Raw genomic sequence first — 12,008 nt, 5'->3', positions numbered from 1 at the left:
ACGCGTCTGGGCCACTCGTTTCTTCGAAAACAGCGTCCCTGATGCGTTCGATGCCCACTTTTTCAACGGCCTGCTAGAGATTCAAGATCTGTTCGCGTTCCCCCGGCGATTGCGTGAAGCCTTCGTGCTGGTAGAAGTCGAAGATCGCATCGACGATGGCCTGCGGATCGTCGATGATCTGCAGCAGGCCGGGGTCGCCCGGCGAGACCAGTCCCTGGGCCAGCGGCTGGGCGTGGATCCAGTCGACCAGGCCCTGCCAGTAATCCGAACCGACCAGAATGATGGGCATCTTGCGGCTCTTGTTGGTCTGCACGAGCGTAAGGGCTTCGAACAACTCGTCCAGCGTGCCATAGCCGCCCGGCAGCACCACGTATGCCGAGGTGAATTTGACGAATGCCACCTTGCGAGGGAAGAAGTGGCGGAAGAAGACGCTGATGTTCTGGTAGGCGTTGCTGGCCTGCTCGTGAGGCAGCTCGATGTTCAGGCCTACGCTGGGGCTGGGCCCTTCATAGGCCCCCTTGTTGGCGGCTTCCATGATGCCCGGGCCGCCTCCGGAAATGACCGAGAACCCGGCATCGGACAGCTTGCGCGCAATCAGCTCGGCCTTTTCGTAGCGGGGGTCGCCGGGAGGAATGCGGGCGCTGCCGAAGATGCTGACCGCCGGCCGGATCTGGGCCAGGCGTTCGGAGGCCTCGAAGAACTCTGACATAATCCCCAGGACATGCCATGATTCGCGCGCCTTGGTCGCGGTGGCGCGTTCCACGCTCACCACATCCCGCAGGCCGGGGACCCGTCCCGAGTTCTTAGGGACGTTCCCGCCGCTGTCGTGGATTTCTTTACCTACTTCGATTTCTCTGTGTTTGATCATGATCAAGACGTTGCTGTTGGTCGACGGTTCCAGCTATCTCTATCGCGCATATCATGCCCTGCCGGACCTGCGCAACGCGCAAGGGGAACCGACCGGGGCACTCTACGGCGTACTGAATATGCTGCGCCGTGCATTGAACGATCATAAGCCAGACTACCTGGCATGCATTTTCGACGCTCCCGGCAAGACCTTCCGCGACGATCTGTATCCCGAATACAAGGCCACCCGGGCGACCATGCCGGAGGACCTGGCGCGCCAGGTCGGGCCCATCGTCGAAGCCATACGGGCCCAGGGCTGGCCGGTGTTCGCCATCGAGGGAGTCGAGGCGGACGACGTCATCGGGACGCTGGCGGCCCAGGCGGCCGGGCGCGGCATACACAGTGTCGTTTCCACCGGCGACAAGGACATGGCGCAACTGGTCAACGACCACGTTACCCTGGTCAACACCATGACGTCCGAAACGCTGGACACCGAAGGCGTCCGCCAAAAGTTCGGCGTGCCGCCCGAGCGCATCGTCGATTACCTCATGCTGATCGGGGACTCGGTGGATAACGTGCCGGGGGTGGAAAAGGTGGGCCCGAAGACGGCGGCCAAATGGCTGGCCCAGTACGGCACGCTGGAAGAGCTGGTGGCGCAGGCCGACACGGTCAAAGGGGTCGCCGGCGCCAACCTGCGTACCGCCATCCCGAATTTCGAGCTGACCCGTTCCCTCATCACTATCCGTACCGATTGCGACCTGAGTGCCCATATTCCGGACTTCGAGGGGCTGACCATGCGTCCGGTCGACCGGGAAAAGCTCGAGGTCATGTACGAGCGCTACGGTTTCCGCAGCTGGCTGCGCGAGCTGACGGGTGACGAGTCCCGCATTCCCGAGGGCGACTCGCGCGTGCAGGTCGATGCGCCGGCGGCGCCGGAAACCCTGCACTACGAAACGGTCAGCGATTGGGAAGCTTTCGACCGGTGGCTGGCGGCCATCCAGGCCGCACCGCTGGTCGCGCTGGATACCGAAACCGATTCGCTGGTGGAGATGCAGGCCCGGCTGGTGGGGCTGTCGCTGGCAGTCAAGCCGGGCGAAGCTTGCTACATTCCGCTCGCGCATCGCCATCCGGACGCGGGGCAGCAACTGCCCAAGGACGAAGTGCTGGCGCGCCTGGCCCCGTGGCTGGAGAATCCCGACGCGCCCAAGCTGCTCCACAACGCCAAGTACGACACGCACGTCTTCGCCAACGCCGGCGTGGCGCTGCGCGGCGTTGCGCACGACACCATGCTCGAGGCCTATGTGCTGGAATCGCATCGCAGCGTGGCGCTCGACGATCTCTCGCAACGCTGGCTGGGCCGCAAGGGCCTGTCGTACGTCGATGTGTGCGGCAAGGGCGCGAACCAGCTCTGCTTCGACGAAGTGGCGATCGACGTGGCCACCCGCTACGCCTGCGAGGACGTCGACTACACCCTGCAGCTGCATGCGACCCTGTATCCGCGCATCGAGTCCGATGCCGGCCTGGCTCGCATCTACGCCATCGAGATGCCGGTATCCCGGGTGCTGACCATCGTCGAACGCAACGGCGTGCGTATCGATCCGGAAGAGCTGGCCCGGCAAAGCCATGCCATCGGCCAGGAACTGCTGGTACTGGAGCAGCGCGCCTATGAGCTGGCCGGCCAGCCGTTCAACCTCAACTCGCCCAAGCAACTGGGAGAAATCCTGTTTGGCAAGCTGCAGCTGCCGGTGGTCAAGAAAACCGCCAGCGGTGCGCCGTCCACCGACGAAGATGTGCTCAGCAAGCTGGCCGAGGACTATCCCCTGCCGCAGGCGCTGCTGAGCTATCGCGGCCTGGCCAAGCTCAAGTCCACTTATACGGACAAGCTGCCCAAGATGATCAACCCCGATACCCAGCGGGTGCATACCCGCTATGCGCAGGCGGCGGTGGTGACCGGGCGGCTGGCCTCCAGCGACCCCAATCTCCAGAATATCCCGGTACGTACGCCGGAAGGGCGGCGCGTGCGCGAAGCCTTCGTGGCCGAGCCCGGCAATCTCATCATGTCGGCCGACTACTCGCAGATCGAGCTGCGCATCATGGCCCACATCTCCGGCGACGAGAATCTCCTGTCCGCCTTCGCGCGGGGCGAGGACATCCATCGCGCCACGGCCGCGGAGATCTTCGGGGTCACGCCCGAGGCAGTCAACGGCGAACAGCGCCGCTACGCCAAGGTCATCAACTTCGGCCTGATCTACGGCATGAGCGCCTTCGGACTGGCGAGCAATCTCGGCATCACGCGCGATGCGGCCAAGCACTACATCGACCGCTATTTTGCGCGTTATCCCGGCGTCGCGCGCTACATGGACGACACGCGGGAACAGGCTCGCGATCGAGGCTACGTCGAAACCGTCTTTGGCCGACGCCTGTGGCTGCCCGAGATCCGCGGCGGTAGCGGCCCCCGCCGCCAGGCCGCCGAGCGCGCCGCCATCAATGCGCCCATGCAAGGGACGGCGGCCGACCTGATCAAGATGGCCATGGTGGCCGTGCAGGACTGGCTGGAACAGGACGGCCTGGGCGCGCGCCTGGTCATGCAGGTGCACGACGAACTGGTGCTGGAGGTACCGCGCGAGGAAAGCGAAATCGTCGCCCAGCGCCTGCCTGCCCTCATGTGCGGCGTCGCCCAGCTCAAGGTCCCCCTCGTCGCCGAGGTAGGCACGGGCTATACCTGGGAACAGGCGCATTAGCGGCGCGCAAGACAAGTTGTCCTCGCCGCAAGGCTGAACGGGCCCGCTGGCGCCCCCGTTCAGCCGTGTTTAGCACTCGAGGCTATCCAGGACCTCAGCCCTGGACGGAGATCCGCGTTCCCTCGAATTCCACGACTTGTCCCGCCCGTATCTTGCAGGTCTTGCGCAATTCGACCTGGCCGTCCACCTTGACGCGGCCCGCAGCGACCAGGGCTTTGCCGGCGCCGCCGGAATCGGCAAGGCCGGTGAGCTTGAGCAGGTCGCACAGCGGAACGTGGTCGGCCGTGAGCGAGAACGTGATGGCGGGCATGAGAGGACAGGAAAAGGGCATGCAAACCCTCATTATCGGCCATGGGCGGCATCCTCGCGCGGAGGGCCGGTCGGGCCGGAGTACACTGCGGCTCTGTCACTTCGTACCACTGAATGCTGCTGCGTCCCGAATCATGAGAACCCGCATCCTCACCGGCATCACGACCACCGGCACGCCCCACCTGGGCAATTACGTCGGGGCGATCCGGCCCGCCATCGAGGCGAGCCGCAACGATGATATCGACGCCTTTTTCTTCATGGCCGATTACCACGCGCTGATCAAGTGCGAGGACCCGCAGCGGCTGCAGCGCTCGCGCCTGCAGATCGCCGCGACCTGGCTGGCGGCCGGCCTCGATCCGCAGCGGGTGACTTTCTATAGGCAGTCGGACCTGCCCGAGATCCCGCAGCTGTGCTGGCTGCTGACCTGCGTCACGGCCAAGGGGTTGATGAACCGCGCGCATGCGTACAAGGCGGCGGTGGATCAGAACGTTGCCGAGAACGAGGATCCCGATGCCGGCGTCACGATGGGGCTTTTTTCGTATCCGGTGCTGATGGCGGCGGATATCCTGATGTTCAACGCGCATCGCGTGCCGGTGGGCCGGGACCAGATCCAGCATATCGAAATGGCGCGCGACATCGCGCAGCGTTTCAGCCATCTCTATGGCGCCGGCCGCGAGTTGTTCGTATTGCCCGAGGCGCAGGTCGATGAATCGGTAGCGACCCTGCCGGGGCTGGACGGCCGCAAGATGTCCAAGAGCTATAACAACACCATCCCGCTGTTCGAGGGAGGCAGCAGGCACCTGCGCGATGCCATCGGACGCATCGTGACCGATTCACGCCTGCCCGGCGAACCCAAGGACCCGGATAACTCCCAGCTCTACACCATCTACCGTGCATTCGCATCCGAGTCCGAGGCGGCCGCCTTCCGGCGCGCGCTGGAAGAAGGCATGGGGTGGGGCGATGCCAAGCGGGCGCTGTTCGAGCGCATCGAGCAGGAAATCGGCCCCATGCGGGAACGCTACGAAACCTTGATGGCGCATCCCGACGACATCGAGACCATCCTGCAGGAAGGGGCACGCAAGGCACGTGCCATTGCAGGACCGTTTCTTGCCGAGTTGCGTGCCGCCGTGGGGTTGGAGTCCGCGCGGCCCGCCGCCCCCGTGCCGGGCGCAAAGAAGAAGGCCGGCAAGCAGGCCCGCTTTGTCAGCTTCCGCGATGACGACGGCCGTTTTCGTTTCCGCTTCCTGGCCGCAGACGGGCAGGACCTGCTGTTGTCCCGGCCCTATGCCGATGCGCAGGGCGCCGGTGCGGCGATCAAGCGCCTGCGCGCGCTGGACGATCCCGCAGGGGCATTGCGCCCGGACGGGGACTCGTATGCCTTGTACCTGGACGGGGAAGCCGTTGCGCGCGGTGCCGGTTTCGCGGAGCCGGATGCCAGGGATGCCGCGCTTGCGAAGCTGGTTGCGGAGCTGCGCGCCCTGGCTGCCGACTGAGGTGCTGCCGGCTGCCGGCGGCAGGGGTTCCGGACGTTTTCCGGATATCGACATTTGCGAGGACCAGGCGACGTGGCACAGTTCTTCTCGGTTCATCCTCAAAACCCCCAACTGCGCCTGCTCAAGCAGGCCGCCCAGCTGATCCGCGCCGGCGGGCTGGTGGCGATCCCTACCGATTCCAGCTATGCGCTGGTGGCGCCGCTGGACGACAAGCACGCCGCCGAGGCGCTGCGGCGGCTGCGTGGCGTGGACGACCGGCACCACCTGACGGTCCTGTGCCGGGATCTGGCCGAAATCGGCCAATTCGCCCATGTGGACAACCAGCAATACCGGTTGCTCAAGGCCGCCACGCCCGGACCCTGGACCTTCATCCTGGAGGCCACGCGGGAAGTGCCCCGCCGCTTGTCGCACCCGTCGCGCAAGACCATAGGCATACGGGTGCCCGACCATCCCATTGCGCTGTGCCTGCTGGAGGAGATCGGTGCGCCGCTGCTTTCGAGTACCCTGATCCCCGCCGGCGAGGAGGATCCGCTGAACGATGCGGCGCAGATCCGCGAGCGCTATCAGCATGAACTGGCCGCCGTGGTCGATGGCGGCGCGTGCGCGCTCGAACCCACGACGGTGGTGGATTTGACCGGCCCCGAGCCGCTGGTATTGCGGCGGGGGCGGGGCGACCCGGGGGCGCTCGGCATTTCGGCCTAGATCGCCGCCGTACGGCGGGCTCTGCCGCTACAATGCCGCGATGGATTCCATTATTCAGACTATCGCGGTTTATGCGATCCCGTTGATCTTCGCCATCACCCTGCACGAGGCCGCCCACGGCTACGTGGCACGGATGTTCGGCGACGATACCGCCACCCAGGCCGGACGCGTGACGCTCAACCCGATCAAGCATATCGACCCGGTGGGAACCCTGCTGGTGCCGGCCGTCATCCTGCTCACCAGCAAGCTGCTGGGCGGGGCGGGGCTGCTGTTCGGCTGGGCCAAGCCGGTGCCGGTGGACTTCGGCCGCCTGCGGCGTCCCAAGCAGGACATGCTGTGGGTGGCGGCCGCCGGGCCCGGTATCAACCTGGTCATGGCCATCATCTGGGCCATCGGCTATAAGCTCATGGTAGAAGCCGGCGTCCGGGAGGATTTCTTCCTGGCCATGGCGGTGGCGGGCGTCCAGGTCAACCTGGTGCTGATGGCCCTGAACCTGCTTCCCATCCCGCCCCTGGACGGCGGACGCATCGTGTTCAGCCTGCTGCCCCATCGCCTGGCCTGGCAGTATTCCAAGCTCGAGCCCTATGGCATGGTCATCCTGATCGTGCTCCTGATGACGGGCGTGCTGGGCTTCCTGATCCAGCCCCTGCAGGCTCTGGGCGGCGCCATCGTCGGCCTGTTCTTGTAAGGGCTGGGGTCGTATATTCCGGTACACTTGTACGATTTCCGATTCGTCCGGCTTTCGGGCCACCTAGCAGCGTATGGCAACCACATCTCGCAGTCCTATTGAAGGCAGCATCGTCGCAATCGTCACCCCGATGCAGCCGGACGGGAAGCTCGATTTCGAGGCCTTCCGGGCTTTGCTCGACTGGCACCTGGACGAAGGCACCGATGGCTTCGTGGTGGTGGGCACGACCGGCGAGTCCCCCACCGTCTCGGTCGAAGAGCACGTCGAGCTGATCCGGTTCGCGGTCCAGCATGTCGGGGGGCGCGCGCCGGTCATTGCCGGCACGGGCGCCAACTCCACCGCCGAGGCCATCGAGCTGACCGAGGCGGCCAAGAAAGTGGGGGCCGACGCCGGCCTGTCCGTGGTGCCGTACTACAACCGGCCCACCCAGGAGGGTCTCTACAGGCATTTCAAGGCCGTCGCCGAAGCGGTCGATCTGCCCATGATCCTCTACAACGTTCCCGGACGCACCGGCTGCGACCTTGCCGGCGAAACCACCCTGCGGCTGGCGCAGGTGCCGGGCATCGTCGGCGTGAAAGACGCCACCGGCGACATCGGCCGCGGCGCTTTGCTGCTCAGTCAGGTTCCCGACACATTCGCCGTCTACAGTGGCGACGATCCCACCGCCGCGGCGCTCATGCTGCTCGGGGGACGCGGCAACATCTCGGTTACCGCCAATGTCGCCCCCAGGCTGATGCACGAGTTGTGCGCGGCCGCGCTGGCCGGCGATGCGCGCAAGGCGGCCCAGATCAACCACCGCGTCGCGCTTCTCAACCGCAATCTGTTCCTCGAACCCAATCCCGTTCCCGTCAAGTGGGCGCTGGCCCAGATGGGACGCATGGCATTGGGTTACCGCCTGCCCTTGGCCGAACTCGGCGCGCAGCATCACGCTGCGGTTCGCGAGGCGCTCAAGGCGGCCGGGATCGATATCTGAACCCCACGCCCCATGTTCCGCCCAGACATGACCCGCCGGTGCCTCCATCGCCCGGCGGCGGCAACAGGAGTTATTCATCAATGAATGCAGTTCGTACGAATTTGCCCCGCCTGGCGCTCCTGCCGGTGCTGGTTTCCTTGTCCGCGCTGTTCGCGGGCTGCAGCAGCGTCAACCAGTTGCTGGGTAAAGAAGAGTCCATCGACTACAAGAGCGCGTCCAAGCCGCCCTCGGCCCGCCTCGAAGTTCCCCCCGACCTGACGCAACTGCCCGCCGATACGCGCTTCCAGGTGCCCAGCCAGGGCACGGCTTCTGCCGGATCGACGCCGCCCGCGCCTTCGAGCACGACTTTCTCCAGCTATTCGACGGCGCAACCCGAAGTCAAGCAGGCGGCCAGCAACGTGCTTCCTGAACGCTCCGACATACGCGTCGAGCGCGATGGCGACCAGCGCTGGCTGGTGGTGGTCGACCGTTCGCCGGAACAGCTCTATCCCGTGGTGCGCCAGTTCTGGCAGGACCTCGGCTTCCTGATGCGCCAGGACATGCCCGAAGCCGGCGTGATGGAAACCGACTGGGCCGAGAACCGCGCCAAGATCCCGCAGGATTTCATTCGCAATACGATCGGCAAGGTGTTCGACTCGCTGTGGTCCACCGGCGAGCGCGACATGTTCCGTACCCGCCTGGAGCGCGTGGGCAACAATACCGAGATCTACATCAGCCATCGCGGCGCCGAGGAAGTGTTGACCGGCGCCGAGAAGAGCCAGACCACCTGGACCTCGCGACCCAACGATCCGGGCCTCGAGGCGGAGATGCTGACTCGCCTGATGGTGCGCCTGGGCGCCGATTTCGACCGCGCCAAGGCGTCGGTGGCCAACGCGGCGCCGGTCAATACCGGGGCAGCGCCCCAACTCGTGACCGGCTCGGGCGAGTCCGGCGCGCTGCAGATCGCCGAGCCTTTCGACCGCGCATGGCGCCGCGTCGGGCTGGCCCTGGACCGGGGCGGGTTCACCGTGGAAGACCGCAACCGTGCCGAAGGGGTCTACTACGTGCGCTATGTCGACGTCGACGCGGCCAGCGCCGAGAGCGGCAAGCCGGGCTTCTTCGGCCGCCTCTTCGGCCGTGGTGACGACAAGCCGGAAACTCGTCCGCAGTACCGCGTGAAACTGGCGTCGTCCAACGACCAGACCCAGGTGACGGTGCTCAATGCACAGGGCGGGCCGGAGAACTCCGCGACCGGCCGTCGTATCCTGAACGTCCTGTCCAGCCAGCTGAAGTGACCGGGGGGATGTGCTCCCACCACGAGCCCGCGGCCGCTCCGCTCGAGGGGCGGCGCGGGCCGATCCGGGGCGGCGAAGCTCGCTCCGCCGCGCCAGGGAAAAGCGGTGGCTCCATGAGAATGGGGGCGTTGCCGGGTTGATGCGCTATACCAGTCTGGGCAGTGGCAGCGAGGGCAACGCGCTCGTGGTCGAAGCCAGGGAGGGCGTGTCCACGACTCGCGTCATGATCGACTGCGGATTCGGCCTGCGGGAGATCGAGCGCAGGTTGCTGGAGCGCGGTGTCGAGCCCCGATCCCTCGACGGCATCCTCGTCACGCATGAACATGGCGACCACATAGGCGGCGTTTTCCGTCTGGCGCGCCGCCATGGGGTTCCTGTCTATCTCACCACTGGGACCCGTGCCGCGGTAGCCGCTCGCATCCCGGAGGGGATGACGGCCGTCTGCTGCGACAGCCATATCGCATTTTCCATCGGCGGACTGCGTGTACAGCCGTTTCCGGTTCCGCATGACGCCCGCGAACCGGTCCAGTATGTGCTGGATGACGGCCAATGGCGGCTGGGGGTACTGACAGACCTGGGCGAGGGGACGCCCCATGTCCATCGCACGCTGTCGGGTTGCGATGCATTGGTGCTCGAGTGCAACCACTGCCCCGACATGCTGGCGCGCAGCGACTATCCCGTTTCCCTGAAATACCGGATTGCGGGGCGCTTGGGCCACCTGTCGAATGCTGCCGCGGCCGACGTGTTGCGCGCGGTCGATCGCTCACGCCTGAAGTTCCTGCACGCCGCGCACCTGAGTAAGAAGAATAATGCGCCGCACCTGGCGCAGGCGGCGCTGGCGCAGGTGCTGGGATGCCAGCCCGTGGACATCGGGGTCGCCCACCAAGAGATCGGGTTCGATTGGGTGGAACTGCGGGTACGCTAGGGCCGGGCGCGTTGCCCGGCCAGGCGGCATTGCTCCGCTGGAGGAAGGGGGCCCGGGAAAGTGCCCCGGGCCGGGACGACTCAGGGGTGGACCGCGATCGCACCGATTTCAATACTCACGTCCCGCGGCAAGCGTGCCACTTGTACCGTCGCGCGTGCCGGGGGATTGTCCTTGAAATAGGTGGCATAGACCGTGTTCATTTTGGCGAAGTCGTCGAGGTCTTTCATATAGACCGTGGTCGAGACGATATTGGCCATGGTCAATCCGTCGGCGGCCAGCACCGCCTTCAGATTCTCCAGCACCAGCGTCGTCTGTTCCTCGATGGACGCCTCGTTCATCAGCTTGCCGGTCTTGGGATCGATAGGGATCTGTCCCGATAGGTAGACCGTATTGCCGACCTTGATCGCCTGGGAGTATGGCCCGATGGCTTCGGGTGCGTTCTTGGTGGCTATGACGCTTTGCTGGGCAAGCGCCGGCAAAGCGGCAGCGGACAAAGCGAGTACGGCAGCGAGCTTTTTCATGTTTCCCCCTAGAGTCGTCGTCGATCAGCGCATTTCCTGCGCCGTAGTCCACATGGCATCGATGAGCCGGTCGATGTCTTCCGCACTGTGCCAGAGGTGGGTCGAGATGCGGATGGGCTGGTGATTGGTGGCCTGGCCGATCACAGGCGTGCTGGTGTTGCGCACGATGAAGCCTTTGTCCCGCAAGCGGGTGACGAATTGGCCCGATTTGGCCGTCATGACATCGGCCGGGTTGATGAAGGGATTGAACGAGGTCAACGCCGACAACAGGTCCCGGTGACGAGGCGAATACAGGCTTTCCGCGCCCCACTTCTCGACGATCCGTTCCTTCAGGTACAGGCTCAGGTTCAGCACATACTCCTGAATTTTCTGCCGGCCGATCTGGTCCCAGATTTCACAGGCCCTGGTCAGCGAGCGGAACATCGGAACGTTCAGGCTACCCAGGCTTTGCAGCGCGTTGGCGATGTTGTAGGTGGGCTCGGCGCCCTGGGCGCGGTTATGCCACTCCGGCGGTGCCGGCGAGAAGCTGCTTGATGTGATGGGCCAGAACCTGGGCAGCGGCAGCGGGTTGGAGGGGCGGATCTTGTTGCGGACGTACAGGATGCCCGTCGAGCCGGGGCCGCATTGCCATTTATGGCCGGCTCCCGACATGAAATCCACGCCGAGTTCGCGATAGTCGTACGCCATCATGCCAGGCAGGTGGGCGCCGTCGACGATACTGATGAGTTCGTGCTTCTTGACGACTTCCATCAGTTCGCGGATGGGAAGCATGGTGCCGGTCAGGTAGGTGGGCGAGGACCACATCATGGCGCGCACGCGCCGGCCGTTTGCCTTCAACGCGGACACCGCGTTGTCGAACAACTCTTGGTACTGGCCTGGCGTCTGGTTGTCGCCGGTCGGCAGCGCCACGCGCTCGATTTCGATGCCATAGCGATCGCGCGCGATGTTCAGCGGTGTGTTGCCGCCACCATGCTCGTGATTGGTCGTGACCACGACATCGCCGCGCTGCCAATCCAGGCCCAGGATGGAGACGCACATGCCCGCCGAGGTATTGTAGGAAAACACCAGTTCGTCAGGGTCGGCGCCCAATCCCGGCGCGACCCGCGTCCGCTCTTCCAGCAAGTTGCCGTAGCCGCCGGCAGCCGAGACTGCGGCCGCCATGTTTTCTTCCGAGTAATGGTCCAGAACCTCGCGCGGCATGGAGCCGGAGGTGCCTACGTTCATAAAGGTGAAATTGGGATCCAGGACGAAACGCGCGCGTACGTCCGCCCAGAATCCCGATTCCCGGGTCAGCGTGTCTCGCAAGGTATCGGCGGCGGACTGGCTCTGTGCATTGCTATCGCCGCAGCCTGCCAATGGACCGAGCATGGCCAAGCCGGAGCTTACGCCGACGAAACGCATGAATTCGCGGCGCTGCGGGCGAAATAATTCGAATTGAGGGGAAGAGGGGGAGGGAGAGGAGGGACAGGCGGGGGACTGCGGGACTGATTCGACTTCCATTTCTTTATCTCCAAGCAAATCTGCTGCCATCGCCGC

11 protein-coding genes are annotated in these 12,008 nt (G+C 65.1%); 7 read left to right on the top strand and 4 right to left on the bottom strand.

Translation table 11 applies throughout. The features are described 5' to 3' along the window. Window positions 1-73 precede the first annotated feature (73 nt). Window positions 74-868, bottom strand: coding sequence for an LOG family protein (locus tag QHC78_RS19920; RefSeq protein ID WP_319747691.1), 795 nt, complete (start codon window positions 866-868; stop codon window positions 74-76). Here QHC78_RS19920 and polA point away from each other — a divergent pair. Beyond that, entirely contained in the window at window positions 867-3,587 is a 2,721-nt protein-coding gene (gene polA, locus QHC78_RS19915) for a DNA polymerase I (protein WP_319747689.1), read from the top strand. The two genes, QHC78_RS19920 and polA, sit on opposite strands and share 2 nt — an antisense overlap. Before the next feature lie 94 nt (window positions 3,588-3,681). Here the strand turns inward: polA and QHC78_RS19910 are convergent, their stop codons facing one another. Continuing rightward, entirely contained in the window at window positions 3,682-3,897 is a 216-nt protein-coding gene (locus QHC78_RS19910; protein ID WP_319747703.1) for an RNA-binding S4 domain-containing protein, read from the bottom strand. 133 nt (window positions 3,898-4,030) lie between these two features. Between QHC78_RS19910 and QHC78_RS19905 the strand changes: the two genes are divergently transcribed. From QHC78_RS19905 to QHC78_RS19880, 6 genes are all read left to right on the top strand, one after another. Continuing rightward, window positions 4,031-5,389 carry a tryptophan--tRNA ligase gene (locus tag QHC78_RS19905; protein ID WP_319747687.1) on the top strand — a complete coding sequence of 453 codons (1,359 nt, stop codon included), beginning with the start codon at window positions 4,031-4,033 and terminating at the stop codon, window positions 5,387-5,389. A gap of 72 nt (window positions 5,390-5,461) precedes the next feature. Further along, the gene (locus QHC78_RS19900) at window positions 5,462-6,091 is read left to right on the top strand and encodes an L-threonylcarbamoyladenylate synthase (RefSeq protein ID WP_319747685.1); all 630 of its coding nucleotides are present in this window, start codon (window positions 5,462-5,464) and stop codon (window positions 6,089-6,091) included. A gap of 40 nt (window positions 6,092-6,131) precedes the next feature. After that, window positions 6,132-6,779 (top strand): site-2 protease family protein, encoded by a 648-nt coding sequence (locus QHC78_RS19895; RefSeq protein ID WP_319747683.1) that lies wholly within the window; start codon window positions 6,132-6,134, stop codon window positions 6,777-6,779. A gap of 73 nt (window positions 6,780-6,852) precedes the next feature. Further along, window positions 6,853-7,752, top strand: coding sequence for a 4-hydroxy-tetrahydrodipicolinate synthase (gene dapA, locus QHC78_RS19890; RefSeq protein ID WP_319747681.1), 900 nt, complete (start codon window positions 6,853-6,855; stop codon window positions 7,750-7,752). An 80-nt stretch (window positions 7,753-7,832) separates the two neighbouring features. Next, window positions 7,833-9,026, top strand: coding sequence for an NlpB/DapX family lipoprotein (gene bamC / locus QHC78_RS19885; RefSeq protein ID WP_319747678.1), 1,194 nt, complete (start codon window positions 7,833-7,835; stop codon window positions 9,024-9,026). Between the two features lie 139 nt (window positions 9,027-9,165). Then, on the top strand, window positions 9,166-9,951 hold the full coding sequence (locus tag QHC78_RS19880; RefSeq protein ID WP_319747677.1) for an MBL fold metallo-hydrolase: 786 nt from the start codon (window positions 9,166-9,168) through the stop codon (window positions 9,949-9,951). 80 nt (window positions 9,952-10,031) lie between these two features. Here the strand turns inward: QHC78_RS19880 and QHC78_RS19875 are convergent, their stop codons facing one another. Further along, window positions 10,032-10,472, bottom strand: coding sequence for a RidA family protein (locus QHC78_RS19875; RefSeq protein ID WP_319747675.1), 441 nt, complete (start codon window positions 10,470-10,472; stop codon window positions 10,032-10,034). Window positions 10,473-10,496: 24 nt separating this feature from the next. Continuing rightward, a complete protein-coding gene (locus QHC78_RS19870) occupies window positions 10,497-11,972 on the bottom strand; it encodes an aminotransferase class V-fold PLP-dependent enzyme (protein WP_319747673.1) in 1,476 nt (491 codons plus the stop codon). Window positions 11,973-12,008 lie beyond the last annotated feature (36 nt).

This window comes from Pigmentiphaga sp. (assembly GCF_033795525.1).
GTDB lineage: Bacteria > Pseudomonadota > Gammaproteobacteria > Burkholderiales > Burkholderiaceae_B > Pigmentiphaga.
Note: the sequence above shows the minus strand (reverse complement) of the source record. Positions and strands in the feature narration are given on the sequence as shown.